At 68.0% G+C, this 17833-nt stretch carries 8 protein-coding genes and 6 pseudogenes; 9 read left to right on the forward strand and 5 right to left on the reverse strand.

Going from position 1 to position 17833, the window contains the following annotated elements; translation table 11 throughout:
• Positions 1 to 24: 24 nt before the first annotated feature.
• Positions 25 to 433, forward strand: a pseudogene (gene tnpA, locus OIC96_RS48950) (IS200/IS605 family transposase).
• Positions 434 to 598: 165 nt separating this feature from the next.
• Here tnpA and OIC96_RS48955 read toward each other — a convergent pair.
• Positions 599 to 1504: pseudogene (locus tag OIC96_RS48955) on the reverse strand (ABC transporter substrate-binding protein); the annotation flags it as partial.
• Positions 1505 to 1642: 138 nt separating this feature from the next.
• On the opposite strand from OIC96_RS48955, the gene OIC96_RS48960 reads away from it, so the two are divergent.
• Complete coding sequence (locus OIC96_RS48960; RefSeq protein WP_330301634.1) at positions 1643 to 2671, forward strand: LacI family DNA-binding transcriptional regulator; 1029 nt, start codon at positions 1643 to 1645, stop codon at positions 2669 to 2671.
• A gap of 420 nt (positions 2672 to 3091) precedes the next feature.
• On the opposite strand, the gene OIC96_RS48965 is transcribed toward OIC96_RS48960, so the two are convergent.
• Together OIC96_RS48965 and OIC96_RS48975 are read right to left on the reverse strand one after the other, a co-directional pair.
• Positions 3092 to 3397: an SMI1/KNR4 family protein gene (locus OIC96_RS48965; RefSeq protein WP_443058518.1), complete on the reverse strand. Its 306-nt coding sequence runs from the start codon at positions 3395 to 3397 to the stop codon at positions 3092 to 3094.
• 403 nt (positions 3398 to 3800) lie between these two features.
• The gene (locus OIC96_RS48975; protein ID WP_330301633.1) at positions 3801 to 5267 is read right to left on the reverse strand and encodes a non-reducing end alpha-L-arabinofuranosidase family hydrolase; all 1467 of its coding nucleotides are present in this window, start codon (positions 5265 to 5267) and stop codon (positions 3801 to 3803) included.
• Between the two features lie 683 nt (positions 5268 to 5950).
• Between OIC96_RS48975 and OIC96_RS48980 the strand changes: the two genes are divergently transcribed.
• Positions 5951 to 7381, forward strand: coding sequence for an endo-1,4-beta-xylanase (locus OIC96_RS48980; RefSeq protein WP_330301632.1), 1431 nt, complete (start codon positions 5951 to 5953; stop codon positions 7379 to 7381).
• Between the two features lie 127 nt (positions 7382 to 7508).
• Here OIC96_RS48980 and OIC96_RS48985 read toward each other — a convergent pair.
• A pseudogene (locus OIC96_RS48985) lies at positions 7509 to 7808 on the reverse strand (endonuclease/exonuclease/phosphatase family protein); the annotation flags it as partial.
• A 2-nt stretch (positions 7809 to 7810) separates the two neighbouring features.
• On the opposite strand from OIC96_RS48985, the pseudogene OIC96_RS48990 reads away from it, so the two are divergent.
• The 3 genes and pseudogenes from OIC96_RS48990 to OIC96_RS49000 all read left to right on the forward strand — a co-directional run.
• Positions 7811 to 8044 (forward strand): annotated as a pseudogene (locus tag OIC96_RS48990) (ricin-type beta-trefoil lectin domain protein); the annotation flags it as partial.
• 67 nt (positions 8045 to 8111) lie between these two features.
• Positions 8112 to 10111: pseudogene (locus tag OIC96_RS48995) on the forward strand (alpha-L-fucosidase).
• 64 nt (positions 10112 to 10175) lie between these two features.
• A complete protein-coding gene (locus tag OIC96_RS49000; protein ID WP_330309925.1) occupies positions 10176 to 11492 on the forward strand; it encodes a ricin-type beta-trefoil lectin domain protein in 1317 nt (438 codons plus the stop codon).
• Between the two features lie 72 nt (positions 11493 to 11564).
• Here OIC96_RS49000 and OIC96_RS49005 read toward each other — a convergent pair whose 3' ends face one another.
• Positions 11565 to 12275, reverse strand: a complete 711-nt coding sequence (locus OIC96_RS49005; protein ID WP_330301631.1) for a polysaccharide deacetylase family protein — start codon at positions 12273 to 12275, stop codon at positions 11565 to 11567.
• A 597-nt stretch (positions 12276 to 12872) separates the two neighbouring features.
• On the opposite strand from OIC96_RS49005, the gene OIC96_RS49010 reads away from it, so the two are divergent.
• The 3 genes and pseudogenes from OIC96_RS49010 (at position 12873) to OIC96_RS49020 (ending at position 17804) form a co-directional block, all read left to right on the forward strand.
• On the forward strand, positions 12873 to 15029 hold the full coding sequence (locus OIC96_RS49010; RefSeq protein ID WP_330301630.1) for a glycoside hydrolase family 9 protein: 2157 nt from the start codon (positions 12873 to 12875) through the stop codon (positions 15027 to 15029).
• A gap of 195 nt (positions 15030 to 15224) precedes the next feature.
• Positions 15225 to 15659 (forward strand): annotated as a pseudogene (locus OIC96_RS49015) (FadR/GntR family transcriptional regulator); the annotation flags it as partial.
• 318 nt (positions 15660 to 15977) lie between these two features.
• Positions 15978 to 17804 carry an endo-1,4-beta-xylanase gene (locus OIC96_RS49020; RefSeq protein WP_330301629.1) on the forward strand — a complete coding sequence of 609 codons (1827 nt, stop codon included), beginning with the start codon at positions 15978 to 15980 and terminating at the stop codon, positions 17802 to 17804.
• Positions 17805 to 17833: the final 29 nt, after the last annotated feature.

The following is a 17833-nucleotide window of genomic DNA, read 5'->3' on the forward strand; positions in this document are numbered from 1 at the left end:
CTAGACACTTGAGTTACCAGCGGCATGCAGAAGATCAGAACTGGCCGACACTGTATTTTCATGACGCATGCGCACTTGATCTTCGTGACAAAGTTCCGGCACAACGTATTCACGGACGATCACCTGACGCGGATGGAGGAGATCATGCGGTCGGTGTGCGCGGACTTCGAAGGCGAGCTGGTGGAGTTCAACGGTGGGGACAGCCACGTCCACCTCCTGGTGAACTTCCCGCCCAAGGTCGCCGTCACCAAACTCGTCAACTCCCTCAAAGGCGTCTCCTCCCGCCGACTGCGCCAGGAATTCCCCGACCTGGCACGCCACTACTGGCGGGCCAACAAGCTCTGGGCCGGGTCCTCCTTCGCCGGCACCGTCGGCGGCGCCCCGCTCTCGGTGGTCAAGGGAGTACATCGAACAGCAGAACCGGCCGGTGTGAGCATCGCCCGGCTCCGCCGTGACCAGCCCTCGCGGCGCTCCGCGCCATGGTGGTGAATACGCGGCATCCGGCTCCGCCGGACCGGAATCCGCGACGCTCCGCGTCGCCACCATCAGATTCGCTTCACCCCCGGCCTGAAGGCCGGAGCACTGCGAATGAATCCCGGTAGCCGAAGTCCTCCTTCGCGAAATCGGGGTGGGCGTCCTGCTGCGTCGCGTACTCCCACGAACCCATCAGCTCGAAGCCGGCCTTGCCGGTGGCGAGCAGCGTGGGGGAGCCGTGGTCGGTGAACTTCACGGAGTCGAAGTTCGAACCGAACGCGCCCGCGTCCACCAGGTCCCTGATCATGCCGAGCGCCTTCTTGCTGTCGGTGCTCTCCCAGGCGGACTTGTCCCCGTCGAGGGCCTTCTGGAACAGGCCCGGCCCGGCGACACGGTCGAAGAGGTACTCGAACCACATCAGGGTCGGCCACCGGTCGCCGCCGCCGAGCGCGATGGGCGTGACGCCCGTCGCCTTCAACGCCTTGACCGCGTCGAGGAGTTCATCCCAGGTCTTCGGCGGCTGCACACCAGCGTCGGCGAGGACCTTCTCGTTGTGAAAGAACAGCACCGGCTGAGTGCCGCGCATCGGAACGCCGTACGCCTTGTCGTCGATCACCGCGCTGTTGAACACGGAGGGAAGGAACTTCGACTTCAGGGCGGGATCGTCGGCGATGAAGTCGTCCAGCGGCATCAGCAGGTCCGCGTCGACGAACGGCTTGATGCTGCCACCGCCCCAGTTGAAGAACACGTCGGGCGCCTGCTTGCTGTTGATGATCGTCTGCAGCTTCGCCTGGTAGTCCGCGCCGGGGATGGTGTCCAGGACCGCCTTCACCTTCGACTGCTTGTTGAAGGTGGCGATCAGCTGCTTCTCGACCTTGTTCGCCGCGTCCCCGTAGACCAGGACGTGGATCTTCCCGTCGTCGCCACCTGCCGCGGATGAGCCGCCGCCGCACCCGGACAGGGACAGCAGCAGGGCCAGGGCAGCACCGCCCGCTGCGACCGATCTCGGCAACCGTGCGCGTAGAGTCATCGCCTCGCTCTCGAAACTGTTTCGGTACAATCACCGAAAGTTCACGAGTCGGGACGCTAGGTCGCGCCCGGTGGGCGGTCAAGCCCGATTCGTCGAGTTATCAAAGCGTTACGATGCCGAGAGGTCTGACCGTGCCTTATGCTCCAAGGCATGCGTGATGACGATGACTTGGGCCGCATCACCCTCGCCGAGGTGGCCCAAAAGGCAGGCGTCTCCATTTCGACAGTTTCGAAGGTGCTCAACGGGCGGCAGGATGTGGCCGCCCCGACCCGGGTCAAGGTGGAGCGCCTTCTGGAGACGCACTCCTACCGGCGCACGACGCGGGCCGCCCGCGAGGCGCCCCTCATCGAGTTGGTCTTCCACGAGCTGGACAGCATCTGGGCGATGGAGCTGATCCGTGGCGTGGGGAACGTCGCCAAGGCGCACCAGGCAAGCCTCGTGCTGACCGAGAGCGGCACCCGCCACGCACCCGCCCCCGACTGGATCGAAGGCGTCATGCAGCGCAGGCCGCGCGGCGTGGTGCTCGTCTTCTCTGCGCTGCCCGCCGAGGTCAAGCAGCGGCTGCAGTCGCGCTCCATCCCGTTCGTCATCGTCGACCCGGCCGGCGACCCCGACCCGGACGTACCCTCGGTCGGCTCGGCGAACTGGAACGGGGGGCGGGTCGCCACCCGGCACCTGGTGGAACTCGGCCATCGCCGCATCGGGATCATCACGGGGCCAGACGACATGCTCTGCTCCCACGCCCGCCTCGACGGCTACCGCTCCGCGCTCGGCATGGCGGGCATCGAAGCCGACCCCGCCCTCGTCCGCTACGGCGACTTCCATGTCGAGGGCGGCTTCGAGCGCGCCCTCGAACTCCTCGATCTGCCCGAGCCGCCCACCGCGATCTTCGCGGGCAGCGACCTGCAGGCACTCGGCGTCCTGGAGGCGGCCCGAGTCCGCGGTCTCCGGGTGCCGCAGGACCTGTCGGTGGTCGGCTACGACGACGTGCCGGTGGCTCGCTGGTCGAGCCCGGCCCTGACGACGGTGCACCAGCCATTGCGGGAGATGGCCGAGGAAGCGGTGCAGATGATCATGCGGTTGCGTGACCAGGAACCGGTGACCACGCGTCTCGAACTGGCGACGAGCCTCGTCGTCCGCAAGAGCACGGCGGCACCTGCTTCTTGAGGGGCGCCGCCGTGCGGCACCGCTCACGGTTGACCTTGGCGACATCGTTTTGGGCTCGCCGCGCCTGACGCACGGCAGCGGTGCCGTCCACGCCACGGTGGAGCGAGGGTGGTCCCGAAGCGCCCGGTGCTTGTCCTGATCTCGTTGGCCGGTCTCCAGGACGCGCCGCGCGAGCTCCTTCAAGCCGCCCGAGTCGGGGGTGTGATCCCGATGCTGTCGCGCGTTCTGGCCTTTCGTTCCGCCAGTTCTTCGCCGGGCTGCCCCGCGAGCTGGAGGAGGCGGTCCATGTACGTCGTCCCGATCCCGCCTTCCTGGTGGCGCGGCGCGACTTCATCGCGGGGACGTGGGCATCCGGGCCCAAGCGGCGTGGTGACGCGAGCGTCCACGGCAGCGACTGTCGTGCCGTCCGTCAGCCCCGGATCACGCGGGGGTGCAGTCCAGCCGGAGTCCCGTGAAGTCGGCGGTGAACGCCGCGTCCACGAGGTCGTCCGCGTGGATCCCGGTAAGCGATCCGGTGAAGCGGAGCCACTCGGTGTCGTCCGCGCCGTTCTCCTCCTGGAACCGCATCTGCATCTGGTAGACCCCGATCACGGCGTCGAGCGGCATCAGGGCCCAGCCGCCCAGCATGAGATCCGAGCCGTCTACGCCGCTCTCACCGGCGGACAGCCGCCACAGCGCCTTCAACTCCTCCGGAAGGCTCACGCCGAAGGCTTCTTCCAGAGCCACGATCTCGTCGTCGGAGGCGCCGGGCTTGAGGACCGCGTACGACGGCGGAACGGCAATCGGATGTCGGACCTCGGGGTCACCTTCTCCGTCACGCTCCCGGACGGTCCTTCGGGCGATCGGGCCCGCGCCATCCTGCCGCGGGCGGTGAAGACCTCGCACGACCGGCTGTGCACGGTCAGCCGGACCGTCGAGGCGGGCGCGCCCTGGTGGGGGACGGTGCGATCCGGCTCGATTCACCGGGCTGGATCGCGCGCGACCCGGACGCGTAGCAGGCACTCCGCCGCGTCGCGGGCGCAGTAGCAGTGCACATGTGCCCGGCGTTGTCGCGCGACCGGGGTGGGCTCGGCCTTTCGCCGAGCCCGCCACGCCGGCTCCGTGCCGGAGCCGGACCCGTGTCACGCCGTCAGCGCTGCAGTGTCAGCAGACCCGGACGGTAGGGCAGGAGGCCGTAGTCGCCACCGGAGTTGGGGCTGCGCCCCTGGTAGAGCAACTGCAGATTGCAGGGATCGACGGTCATGGTCTGATCGGCGCTGGTGCGGATCAGTTCGCCGTGGCTGATGTCGTTGGTCCAGGTGGCGCCGCTGTTGGCCTTGCCGGCGAAGGGGTTGCTCTCGGTGGCGGCCTGGGGTGTCCATGAGCCGTTGAGGCTGGTGGCGGTGAACGAGCGGAAGTAGCGGCCCTGGGAGCCGATCGCCTCGACCATCATGAGGTAGCGGTTCTGGCCCTGTAGCTTGTAGACCTGCGGGGCTTCGAACAGGTTGTTCGTCGTATCGCTCATGACCACTGTCGAGTTCGTGCCGAAGCTGCCCGGGAAGTTCCCGATCGGCATGCTGGCCCGGTAGATCTTGCCGTTGTCACCGGCGAAGAACAGGTACATGTTCGTCCCGTCACCGATGAGTGTCTGGTCGATGGGTCCTGTTCCGGAGCCGGTGATGCTTCCGGAGAAGAGCACCTGCGGTGATGACCAGCCGTTCGGGTTGGTGGGGTCGCTCGACGTCCGGTAGGAGAAGGCGGTCCCGCCCCACTGGTAGGTGAGCACCCAGATGTTCTTCGGCGCGAAGTAGAAGAGCGTGGGCGCGACGGTGGCGGAAGACATCGTGTTCTGGCTGGCCGAGGCCATGTCCGACCAGTTGGTGAACAGGCCGAAGTTCATCGAACCCCAACTCGTCCCCGTGTCGTGCGTCGTCGCGTAGACGAGCTGCTTGCCGTTGTACGGGACGACGGTGAAGTCCTTGAGCGAGGCCCATCCCGGCTTGGGCTGCGCAAGCGCGCCTGTTGATGTCCAGCGGTACGTCGACGGAAGATCGCAGGCGCCGGGAGTGTCCCCGCCGACCTTGACGAGCTTCCACTGCTGGTTGGTGCCGCCCCAGTCGTCGTACTGGACGATGTTCGCGCTGTCGGCGGTGGAGGCGCCTTGTACCTCGAGGGCCTTGTTGCTGTGGCGCGAGATGAGCCTCACGTAGCCGTCCGAGCTGTCGGCCAGCCGCCACTGCTGATTCGTGGCGTTCAGGTCGGTCCACTGGACGATCGCGCCGCCGTTCGCGGTGGACCAGTTGTGGACGTCCAGCACCTTGCCCGAGTGCCGGGACTTGATGCGGTAGTAGCCGTCCCCGGAATCGACGAACTGCCACTGCTGCTGGTTCTGATCGTTCCTGGTCCACTGGGTGATGCGGGCGCCGTCGTCGGTCGCCATGTTGTAGACATCCAGGGCCTTGCCACTGTTGCGGTTGACCAGCACATACGAGGTGTTGGGGTCTACGGTCGCCGCGCCAGCGGGATGGGCACCGAGGAAGGTGGCCACGAGCAGCAAGGGCGCAAGGACGGCGAGTAAACGTCTCAGGCGGACCGGGGACGGATGGCGTAACCGCATCAGAGGGTCTCCTTTGGGGGCGGGGGTGAGGTGGCCCCGATGAACCGCGGAGCGGCCACGCCGGGGTAGGGGGACAGCGGCGATCCCGAAAACTTTTCGGAAGGTTCCCGGATTCATTGACGCCACAAGCTAGGAATGAGAGGCCCTCCGGTCAAGGCCTGTCGCCGATCTGTCTACAAACGGCGCCTCCCCGTTGGGCTCGACAGGCTGTCGTGCCGACTGGAAATACCGTGCACAACACCCCGAACCGGCCTTACGGCGTCCACCGGTCGTGGCGTCAGGAGTTCGCCGCTGACTCGATGGGATGTCGGAAAGTTTCGGGCGAGGAACGGAAACTTCTTCTGCGGGGAGTATTGACGAGTCATCGTCAATACCTCAATCATCCCTGTCTGAGACACCGGCCATAGTCCGGGATTTCGAACCATGTTGACCCTGGACGCTCTGTTCTGCACGGCAGATCCACGTCCACGCACAGCCGCGCGGCAGATCCGCGCACCACAGCACCTGCGCCACCCCGTTTCGTTCCGGTGAGGTTCGCACCCACGCATCCTGGCTCTTCGCGTAGTTGGAGAGGTACGCGACGCCGCGTGGTGGTTCCCCGGCTGAGCCGCGATGGAGTCCTTTCGTGCCGGTCGACCCCTGCGCTTCAGTCCTTCCGTGATTTCTACCTTGGAGGCACAGTCATGGGCTCGTACGCCCTTCCCAGACCCGATATCCGCCGGAAGACCCGCGGGCTGCTGTTGGCGCTGGTCGTCGGCGTCTTGGTTGCGGTCGGCGCCCTGGTCGCCCCGCCGAGAGCACACGCCGCCGAGAACACGCTCGGTGCCGCGGCGGCGCAGAGCGGCCGCTACTTCGGCACCGCCATCGCCTCGGGCAGGCTGGGCGACTCGGCGTACACGACGATCGCGGGCCGTGAGTTCAACATGGTGACGCCCGAGAACGAGATGAAGATCGACGCCACCGAACCGCAGCGGGGCCAGTTCAACTTCACCGCCGGTGACCGCGTCTACAACTGGGCGGTGCAGAACGGCAAGCAGGTGCGCGGTCACACCCTGGCCTGGCACTCCCAGCAGCCCGGCTGGATGCAGAGCCTCAGCGGCAGCACGCTGCGCCAGGCGATGATCGACCACATCAATGGCGTGATGGGCCACTACAAGGGCAAGATCGCCCAGTGGGACGTCGTGAACGAGGCCTTCGCCGACGGCAGTTCGGGCGCCCGGCGCGACTCCAATCTGCAGCGCACCGGCAACGACTGGATCGAGGTCGCCTTCCGCACCGCGCGCGCCGCCGACCCGGCCGCCAAGCTCTGCTACAACGACTACAACGTCGAGGACTGGACCTGGGCCAAGACCCAGGCCGTGTACGCCATGGTCAAGGACTTCAAGCAGCGTGGCGTGCCGATCGACTGCGTCGGCTTCCAGTCGCACTTCAACAGCGGCAGCCCCTACAACAGCAACTTCCGCACCACCCTGCAGAACTTCGCCGCCCTCGGCGTCGACGTGGCCATCACCGAACTCGACATCCAGGGCGCCTCGTCCACGACCTACGCCAACGTGACCAACGACTGCCTGGCCGTCTCGCGCTGCCTCGGCATCACCGTCTGGGGTGTACGCGACACCGACTCCTGGCGCTCGCAGGACACGCCGCTGCTGTTCAACGGCGACGGCAGCAAGAAGCCCGCGTACACCGCCGTCCTCAACGCACTCAACGGCGGCTCCACCACGCCCCCTTCGGATTCCGGACAGATCAAGGGCGTCGGGTCGGGCCGCTGCCTGGATGTGCCCAGCAGCAGCACCACCGACGGCACCCAGCTCCAACTGTGGGACTGCAACAACGGCACCAACCAGCAGTGGACGTACTCCGCCGCCGGTGAGCTCAGGGTCTACGGCAACAAGTGCCTGGACGCCGGCGGCACCGGCAACGGCACCAAAGTCCAGATCTACAGCTGCTGGGGCGCCGACAACCAGAAATGGCGCCTCAACTCCGACGGATCCATCGTCGGCGTCCAGTCCGGACTCTGCCTCGACGCCGTCTCGGCCGGTACTGCCAACGGCACCCTGATCCAGCTCTACACCTGCTCGAACGGCAGCAACCAGCGCTGGACCCGCACCTGATGAAGACCTACGGTGCGGCTCCCGCCCCTCCACGAAGACATCGCTGATGGTCCCGGGTCGCCGCCATGGTGGTGGCGACCCTCGGGATCGGCCTGCTCACCGCGGTCAACGCCGGCCGCCACGCGTTTCACCCGAGTGTCAGGCTCACTTGCACCGGCAGGTGATCGCTGGGGTACTGGCCGCGCGGCTCGTACGTGTTGATGGTGGCGGAGTGCACGGTCACGCCGGCCGTGGCGAGGATCCAGTCGATGCGGTCGCCGTCCGGAACGAGCGGACGGTAGCCGTGGAAAGTCGCGTAGAGCTTGCTGCGCTGCGCGGCCGCGTCCCAGGTGTCCTTGAGGCCCAGGGCGAGGAGCTGGTCGTAGACCGGATTGCCGTGCGCGGCGACGTTGACGTCACCGGTCATCAGCAGCGGCAGGGACGTGTCCCGGCGGCGACTGCCTGGACGCCTCGGGCCAGGGCACCACCCCCGGAACCAAGGTGGACATCTGGACCTGCAACGGCGACAGCAACCAGAAGTGGACGATCGAGGCCGACGGCACGATCACCGGCGTCCAGTCCGGCCTGTGCCTGGACGCCACCGGCGCGGGAACGGCCAACGGCACCTTGCTGGAACTGTGGACCTGCACAGGCGGCAGCAATCAGAAGTGGACGCGCGACTGAACCGGTGACCGGCCGACGAACGCCGACTCCCGCATCACCTCCGTCGATTCCCCCGAGAGGCCCCCACATGTCCTCCTCTTCCCTGCCGCTCAGCCGGCGCCGACTGCTGTCGGCGGCCGGCGCGGCGACGGCCTTCGGCCTGCTGCGGTTCGCCCCCGAGGCCGCCGCGACCGACGGCCCCGGAAGCTACACCGCGAGCTGGTCCTCCGTGGACCAGCACCCCCCGGCCCCGGCCTGGTTCCAGGACGCCAAGTTCGGCATCTACTACCACTGGGGTGTCTTCAGCGTTCCCGCGTTCGGGAACGAGTGGTATCCGCGCAACATGTACATCGGCGGCTCGAACGAGAACCAGCACCACATCGCCACCTACGGCGACCCCTCAGTCTGGCGTACAACAACTTCATTGACGGAGCCCGCGACAAGGCCGGCAACTACGTGCAGTTCGCCCCCAAACTGGCCTCCCAGGGCGGCAGTTGGGTCCCGAACGCCTGGGCGCAGATGTTCAGGGCCGCGGGCGCGAAGTTCGCCGGCCCGGTCGCCGAGCACCACGACGGCTTCTCCATGTGGAACAGCCGCTCCAGCCCGTGGAACTCGGTCCAGCACGGCCCCCGACTCGACCTCCTGGGGCTGCACGCGCAGGCCATCCGCGGACAGGGGCTGAAGTTCATGACCTCCCTGCACCACGCCTACCACTTCAACGGCTTCTACGACCACGTGCCGAACCAGTCGGACCCGGCGCTGCGCGTCCTCTTCGGCCAGCAGGGCTCGGCCGCGGAGAACAAGCTCTGGTACGACAAGCTGGCCGAGGTCATCGACGGCTACCAACCGGACCTGGTCTGGCAGGACTTCGACCTGGGCCTGGTGCAGGAGTCCTACCGGCTCCAGTTCCTCGCGCACTACTACAACCAGGCGGTCGCCTGGAACAAGGACGTGGTCGCGACCTACAAGGACGGCCTCGACAACAAGGGCGAGGTCTACGACTTCGAGCGCGGCGGACCGGCAGGGCTGCTCACCCCCTACTGGCTGACCGACGACAGCATCTCCTCCTCCAGTTGGTGCTACACGGTGGGCATCGGCTACTACTCGACGCAGGCACTGCTCCACTCGCTGATCGACCGGGTCAGCAAAGGCGGCAACATGCTGCTGAACATTGCGCCGATGGCCGACGGCACCATCCCCCCAGGCCAGCAGTCGATCCTGCTCGCCATGGGGGACTGGCTCGGCCGCTTCGGAGAGGCGGTCTACGCCACCCGCTCCTGGACCGGCTACGGCGAGGGCCCCACCAAGATGGGCGGAGGCTCGTTCAGCGGCCCGGCGGCCGGCACGGCGAAGGGCATCCGGTTCACTCGCAGCCGGGACAACAAGGTCCTGTACGCCACCGCGCTGGGCTGGCAGGGCGGAACCATGACCATCACGACGCTGAGCTCGGACCGGATCAACCTGAGCAGCCTGACGAGCGCCCAACTGCTGAACAACGCCGCAGGCACCTACATCGACCTGCCCGCACCGACCCAGGACAGATCCGGCCTGCACCTCACCATGCCCTCGTCCAACGCGCCGTTCAGCGCGCCGGCGCACACGGTCAAGCTCACCTTCTCCGGCCAGATCCCCACCCTGAACAGCCCGAGCGTCCCCACCACCTGGGTGCAGATCGCCAACGTGACCAGCGGTCTGCTGCTCGACAGCGGGGGCAACGTCGCCTCCGGCTCGAACCTCAAGCAGTGGAACTCCGACGGGAGCACCAACCTGCAGTGGCAGCTGACAGACATCGGCAATGGCTACTACCGCATCACGAACCGCACCAACGGCATGGCCGCCGACAGCTGGGGCGATGCCGCCAACGGCGCTCCCGCCCGGCAGGCGGCGTGGAACGGCGGCAACAACCAGCAGTGGTCGCTCAACAGCCTTGGCAACAACCACTACCAGATCGTCAATCGCGGTACCGGCACCGCCCTCGACGGCAGCGGCAGCACCACGGCCGGCTCGACCACGGTGATGTGGACGCCGAACTCCAGCACCAACAACGCATGGACCATCACCGGCACCTCCGTGAACAAGGACCGATGAACAAGGACCGATGAACAAGGACTCGATGAACAAGGAGAAGTAGATGCGATGTAGATCCCTCTTCATGCCCCTGGTGGCTGCGGTGCTTCTCGTCATGTCCGCTGCCGGCACGGCGCTGAGCAACAGCGCCGACGCAAGCACGCCGTCGCCGTCCACAAGTGCCGGTGCCGCCGCGGCGACTCCCGGATGCGGCAAGGCCCCGACGCTGACCAGCGGTACGCATACGATCTCGAGCAGCGGCCAGAACCGCAGCTACATTCTCAGGATCCCGGCGAACTACGACAACAACCGCCCCTACCGGCTGGTCTTCGGATTCCACTGGGTGGGCGGTACGGCCAACGACGTCGACTCGGGCGGAACGGACGGGTACAACTGGTCCTACTACGGCCTGAGGCGGCTGGCGGACAGCGCGAACAACGGCACGATCTTCGTGGCGCCCCAGGGCATCAACAACGGTTGGGCCAATTCCGGCGGTCAGGACGTGACCTTCGTCGACGACCTGGTCCGGCAGATCGAGGCGGGCCTGTGCGTCGACACGGCGCAGCTGTACGCCGGGGGCTTCAGCTACGGCGGGGCGATGACGTACGCCCTGGCCTGCTCCCGTGCGACGGTCTTCCGTGCGGTCGCGGTCTACTCCGGCGCGAACCTCAGCGGCTGCGGCGGCGGCACTCAACCCATCGCGTACATGGGGCTCCACGGCATCAGTGACAACGTCCTGCCCATCTCTTCGGGACGGGCGCCGCGCGACACGTTCGTACGGAACAACGGCTGCACCGCGCAGAACCCACCCGAGCCGTCGTCCGGCAGCCGGACACACATCGTCACCGCCTACTCGGGGTGCACGTCCGGGCACCCCGTCGTGTGGGCCGCGTTCGACGGTGGGCACGACCCCGGCCCCCTCGACGGGGGCGGCAGCGGCTGGCGGACCTGGACGTCGGGAGAGGTGTGGAAGTTCTTCACCCAGTTCGACTCGTCGACCCAGCCCCCGCCCACCGGCCGGCAGATCGTGGGCGGGCAGTCCGGCCGCTGCGTCGACATCGACAACTCCACCACGACCAACGGCACCCAGGCACAACTGTGGGACTGCAACGGCGGCACCAACCAGCGGTGGACCTACACCGACAGCAGGCAACTCATGGTCTACGGCAACAAATGTCTGGACGCCTCCGGGAGGGGGACCGGCAACGGCACCGCGGCGGTGATCTGGGACTGCAACGGGCAGACGAACCAGCAGTGGAACATCAACGCCAACGGCACGATCACAGGAGTGCAGTCGGGGCTGTGTCTTGATGCCGTCGGCGCGAACACCGCTAACGGAACCAAGATCCAACTGTGGAGCTGCTCGGGCGGAGCGAACCAGCAGTGGAGTCTGCAGGGCTGACAGGAGCTGCGGAGCCAGGCGCCACGGCCCTCCCACCCGGTGCTCAACACACCGAGTGGGAGAGCCGTGGTGTCAACCGGTCGGCGCCACCGCACGTCCGGACTGCGGGGAGATCATGCCCGCGCACAGCCCCTTGGCCGCCAGGCCCTGCGCGATACGCGGGATCGCGGCGCGCGTGTTGGCGGCCCAGTCGTGCATGAGGATGATCTGGCCACTCGTGAGCCGTGCCGCCGCTTGCACGATCGCATCGGTACTGGCGCCGTTCCAGTCCTGCGAGTCGACATCCCAAATGATCTCGGTCAGGCCGTACTTGGCCTCGACGTTCCTCACCGTCGCGTTGGTCTCGCCGTACGGAGGGCGGAACAGCCGGGGCGTGCCACCGCCCGCGTTGGCGATGGCCTGCTGGGTCCGGGAGAGCTCGGAGTCGATCTGCGCCTGGCCGAGCTGGGTCAGGTGGGGGTGGGTGTAGCTGTGGTTGCCGACCCACATGCCGGCGGCGACCTGTGCACGTACCAGGGACGGATTGGCGGCGGCGTACTGCCCCTCGTTGAACATCGTGGCTCGCAGCCCGTTCTGCCGGAGCGTGTCGAGCAGCGCCGGTGTGCTGCTGGACGGGCCGTCGTCGAAGGTCAGCCCGACGTAGCCGGTGCAGGTGGCGGCCTGCGCCGAGGCGCCGGTGTCGACGGCGACGGTGCATGCGCCAAGTGCCGCGGCGACGGCCAGTTTCGCTATGAGGGAGGGTGACGACCGGCGAGGTCGCGTGGTTCCTGGTCGGCTTCTCATGCGTGCTCCTGCGGCCTGAGGCGGGGACAGGGACGGGACGGGGCTTGTCGACGTCGACAGGTTGGTGCCGGGCTCGTGGACTGTCAACTGTTTCGACGTGATGGGCGAAACTTTTGATCCACGACATCTCTCCGTCGTGCATCAACGTCCCTGGATGCAGGCCTGTTTGGCGTACGCATCAAGGGCAGTGCGGGGGAGTGGTCAGATTGGGACGGCATGGCGATACGTCAACTGGAAGGGTCGTCTGAAACTCTTTCGAACGCGGATTTCCATCGAGTCGCACCGGCAACTCCCGTGCCATGCACATCAGTTGACGACTGTTGTGCGCGTCGTTACTGTCCAACCTCGGTTCTTCGATCCATTGATCAATGTTCGGGATATCGGCCATTGGGAGCGCTCCCAGACTCTGCGCCGAGCCCGGCCACGACCGCCATCCCCTGAGCACCCCCGACACCGGCGCGGACCTCTGACCGTCCAGCGCTACAGCTCCCACACGTCCGGCGCCGGGGAGTCGACCACCTCCGCCTGCCCTGGCGAACGGGCCTGCTCACCCAGCCCAACTCCTCCTGATGACCAGCCTCGACATAGGAGCCGCTCATGCCCTCCGTTCCTTCGGTACCCCGCCCCAGACGCCTCGCCGCCACCCTGCTGACGAGTTCCCTCCTCGTCGGCGGCCTCCTCACCACGCCCGCCGCGGCAGCCGTCGTCTCCGATGCGGCGGCGACCACGGCCGTACGCGTCAACCAGGTCGGCTATCTGCCGGACGGCCCCAAGCGCGCCACCGTGGTCACCACGGCGACGCAGCCGCTCACCTGGCAGTTGCGCGACGCGTCAGGGACGGCGGTCGCCTCCGGTGCGACCGTCCCGCGCGGGGCGGACGCCCCCTCCGGGCAGTCCGTCCAAGTGGCCGACTTCTCCTCGTTCCAGGGGTCCGGGTCGGGATACGTCCTGACGGTGGACGGCAGCAGCAGCGTGCCCTTCGACCTCCGCGCGAACCTGTACGACTCTCTGCGCTCCGACGCGATGGCGTTCTTCTACCACCAGCGCAGCGGCATACCCATCGACGCCTCTCTTGTGGGCTCCGCCTACGCGCGCCCGGCCGGACACCTCGGTGTCGCGCCCAACAAGGGCGACACCTCCGTCCCGTGCCAGGCCACCGTGTGCGACTACACCCAAGACGTCAGGGGCGGCTGGTACGACGCGGGTGACCACGGCAAGTACGTGGTGAACGGCGGCATTTCGACCTGGCTGATGGTCAACTCCTTCGAGCGGGCCAAGCGGGCGGGCAAGGACGCGGCGCTGGGCGACTCCTCGCTCCAAGTCCCCGAGCGCGGCAACGGCGTACCCGACGTGCTGGACGAGGCGCGCTGGGAACTCGACTTCCTGATGCGGATGCAGGTGCCCGAGGGCAAGCCGTACGCGGGCATGGCGTTCCACAAGATCCATGACGCGGCCTGGACCGGCATGCCGCTGCGCCCCGACCAGGACCCCCAGCCCCGCGAGCTGCACCGTCCGTCGACGGCGGCGACCCTCAACCTCGCGGCGGCCGCAGCGCAGTGCGCCCGGGTCTACAGGGCCTACGACACCGCCTTCGCCGACCGCTGCCTGTCGGCCGCGCGCCGGGCCTGGACGGCGGCCCGCGCTAACCCGGCGCTGTACGCGCCGGATTCGGACAGCACCGGCGGCGGTGCCTACGGCGACACCACGGTCAGCGACGAGTTCTACTGGGCGGCGGCCGAGCTGTACGCCACGACCGGCGAGAGCGGCTACCGGGACGCGGTCACCGACTCCTCCTGGCACACCTCCTCAACTGCCTTCTCCGCCTACGGATTCGGCTGGGCGGACACGGCCGCACTCGGCCGGCTCACCCTGGCCACCGTCCCCAACGGCCTGCCCGCAGCCGACCGGGACCGGGTCCGGACCTCGGTCACGGCAGCCGCCGACGGCTACCTGTCCCGGATGGCCGCCCAGGGCTACGCGGTGCCCGTACCGGCGGACGGCTACTTCTGGGGCTCCAACGGAGAGGTCGCGGGCGACGCGATCGTCCTGGCCGTCGCCGGAGAACTGACCGGCAACGAGCGTTACCGCACCGGCGCGCTGGAGACGATGGACTACCTCCTCGGCCGCAACGCCCTCGGCCAGTCCTACGTGACCGGCTATGGCGAGACGTCCTCGCAGAACCAGCATCATCGCTTCTGGGCCCACCAGTTGGACGCCTCGCTGCCCCATCCTCCGGCGGGATCGCTGGCGGGCGGGCCCAACAGCGGCCTCCAGGACCCGGTGGCAGAGGAGAAGTTGGCCGGCTGCGCGCCCGCCGCCTGCTACATCGACGACATCGGCTCATACTCCACCAACGAGGTGGCGGTCAACTGGAACGCCCCGCTGGCCTGGCTCGCCGCCTACGCCGCCGAGCGGACCTCCACCGGCGAACAGCCCACCGGTGCTTGCGCGGTGACGTACAAGACCGACAGTGTGTGGAGCACGGGCTTCACCGCGACGGTCACCGCCAAGAACACGGGCCCGACCGCCATGGACGGGTGGCAGCTGAGCTGGGCCTACGCGGCCGGGCAGCGCGTCACGAGCGCCTGGAACGCGACCGTCACCCAGAACGGCACCGCAGTCGTCGCCCGCGGCACCGACTGGAACCGGACGATCGCACCCGGCGCGACAGCGAGCTTCGGAGTCCAGGGGACCTACAGCGGGACCAATCCCACGCCCACGGCCTTCACTCTCAACGGGAAGACCTGCACCTGATCAATCCACGGTCGGCTTGGCCCGCGGCGCGCAATTCCGCCCCGGGCCAGGCCGCAGCGATCTCCTCTCCCCGCAGCCACCCCAATATCATCAACGTCACCCCGGGCACGCCCAAGTGTCCCCGACGGCCTCCGGGGGCTGGAGGAGCGCAGGGTGTCGCTGACCGACAAGGCCATCGAGCAGATCCGCGAGAGCGACCCGGCGGCGCTGCTCGACCTGATGGAGGTCCGCCGTCTCCTCGAACCGGCGGCCACCGCACTCGCCGCCACCCGGATCTCCGACGCACAACTGGCCGATGTACGGCGGCACGTGGACGCCATGCGCGAGACACGCGACGACGCGGAGGAGCTCAACTCCCACGACGCGGCCTTCCATCGCGCCGTGATCTCGGCTGCCGGGAACGACGCACTGCTCACACTCCTGGAAGGCGTCTCGGATCGCACCCTGCGCGCACGCGTCTGGCGCGGCCTCGTCGACGCGCAGGCCTCGGAGCGCACCCTCGCCGAACACGAGGCCATCTACGCGGCGTTGGCCACGCGCGACGCGTCCCTCAGCCAAGCCGCCGCACTGCTGCACATCAGCACGACCGAGCGCTGGCTGAAGGAACACGTCGACAGCAGCGAGTCGTAGTCCGCGAGTTCCCTCATGTCGGTTTCAGTACATGACGGGAAGGCATAGCCCGGGGCTTCACATGTTGGCGGAGTGCTGATATCCGCAAGGCCCGGGCCGTCGACAATTTCGCCAGACCGCCCGCAAGTTTCGACTCGCCTCTTGACAGGTGCACCCCACTACAGCAATTTGGGAGCGCTCCCACGACTTCAAGGCTTGCAACATCTCCCATCAGAGCCGCGGGGGAGGAGACGGTGCGCCGCGACCGGTGGGACCCCGGTCGCAGGGCTCCGGTGACGCTTGAGCGTCCCCCTCCCGCATTCGGAGAGAGGAACCAGCATGACGCTGGAGCCCATACCCCCCGCCCGAAGATGGGCGTCTCGGAGCATCGCCGCCCTGATCGCCACCCTCGCCCTCGCGGCGGCCGCGATCGGGCTCACGCCGTCGCCGGCGGCCGCGGCCGAGCCGCCGACGCTGCATCAGCTCGCCGACGCCAAGGGCAGGTACTTCGGCTCGGCGACCGACAACGGGGAGCTGTCCGATGCCCCGTACACCCAGACCTTGGGTTCCCAGTTCGGGCCGATCACCCCCGGCAACTCCATGAAGTGGGACAGCACCGAGCGCACCCAGGGGCAGTTCAGCTTCACGGGCGGCGACCAGATCGTGAACTTCGCCGAGGCGCACGGCCAGAGCGTTCGCGGCCACACGCTGGTGTGGCACAGCCAGTTGCCCGGCTGGGTGGGGCAGCTGCCCGCCGCGCAGGTGCGCCCCGCCATGGAGAACCACATCGCCAATGTCGCCGGCCACTACCGCGGCAAGGTGTTCGCCTGGGACGTCGTCAACGAGCCCTTCAACGAGGACGGCAGCTTTCGCAACTCGCCGTTCTACAACGCCATGGGCAAGGACTTCGTCGCCCACGCCCTGCGCGCCGCCCGGGCCGCCGACCCCGACGCCAAGCTGTACATCAATGACTACAACGTCGAGGGGCTCGGCGCGAAGAGCGACGCCCTCTACGCACTCGCCCGCGATCTGAAGGCCGCCGGCGTGCCGCTCGACGGCGTCGGGCTGCAGGCGCATCTGGCGATCCAGTACGGATTCCCGAACCAGATGCAGCAGAACATCCAGCGCTTCGCCGACCTCGGCCTCGACGTGGCCGTCACCGAGCTCGACGTGCGGATGCAACTGCCGAAGGACACGGCGAAGGAGGCCACCCAGGCCGACTACTACCGCCGGGTCACCGAGGCCTGCCTGGCCGTCACCCGGTGCGTCGGGATCACGGTCTGGGACTACACCGACAAGTACTCCTGGATCCCCGGCGTCTTCAACGGCGAGGGCTCGGCCCTCCCGTGGGACGGGAACCTGCAGCCCAAGCCCGTCGTCATGGACGCGATCCGCAAGGCCCTCGGCGAGACCGGCGCGGTCGACACCCAGGCCCCGAGCGTGCCGTCGGGGCTGCGGGTGACCGGCACCACCTCGGCCTCCGTCTCCCTGGCGTGGAACGCCGCCACCGACGACACCGGCGTCACCGGGTACGACGTCTACCGCGGCGGTACGAAGGTGGGGACGGCCTCCGGTACGTCCTTCACCGACAGCGGGCTCGCCGCCTCCACCGCGTACGCCTACACGGTGCATGCCCGCGACGCCGCCGGGAACGTCTCGGCGCAGTCCGCTCCGGTGAGCGCCACGACGCAGCCGGCGGGCACGGGCGGCGGCGCCCTGAAGGTCCAGTACAAGAACAACGACCAGTCCGCCGGCGACAACTCGATCAAACCCGGGCTGCAGTTGGTCAACACCGGCGACTCGGCCGTCGATCTCTCCAAGGTGAGCGTCCGCTACTACTTCAGCGGCGAGTCCGGCGTCACGACGTACAGCACCTGGTGCGACTGGGCGGTGCTCGGCTGCGGGACGCTCACGCACCGGGTCGTCGCGATGAGCAGCCCGACGGCCGGCGCCGACCACTACCTGGAGGTGGGCTTCTCCGCCACGGCGGGCAGCCTCGCCCCCGGGGCCTCGAGCGGCGAGGCGCAACTGCGGTTCAACAAGAGCGACTGGTCGAACTTCAGCGAGGCCGACGACTACAGCCGCGGCACGAACACGTCCTTCGCGGACGCACCGAAGATCACCGTCCACCTCGACGGCCAGACGGTTTACGGCACCGCCCCCTGAAGCACGGTCCGGGCGGCAGGCCCCGCCCG

This window comes from Streptomyces sp. NBC_00775, from assembly GCF_036347135.1.
Taxonomy (GTDB): domain Bacteria; phylum Actinomycetota; class Actinomycetes; order Streptomycetales; family Streptomycetaceae; genus Streptomyces; species Streptomyces lutosisoli.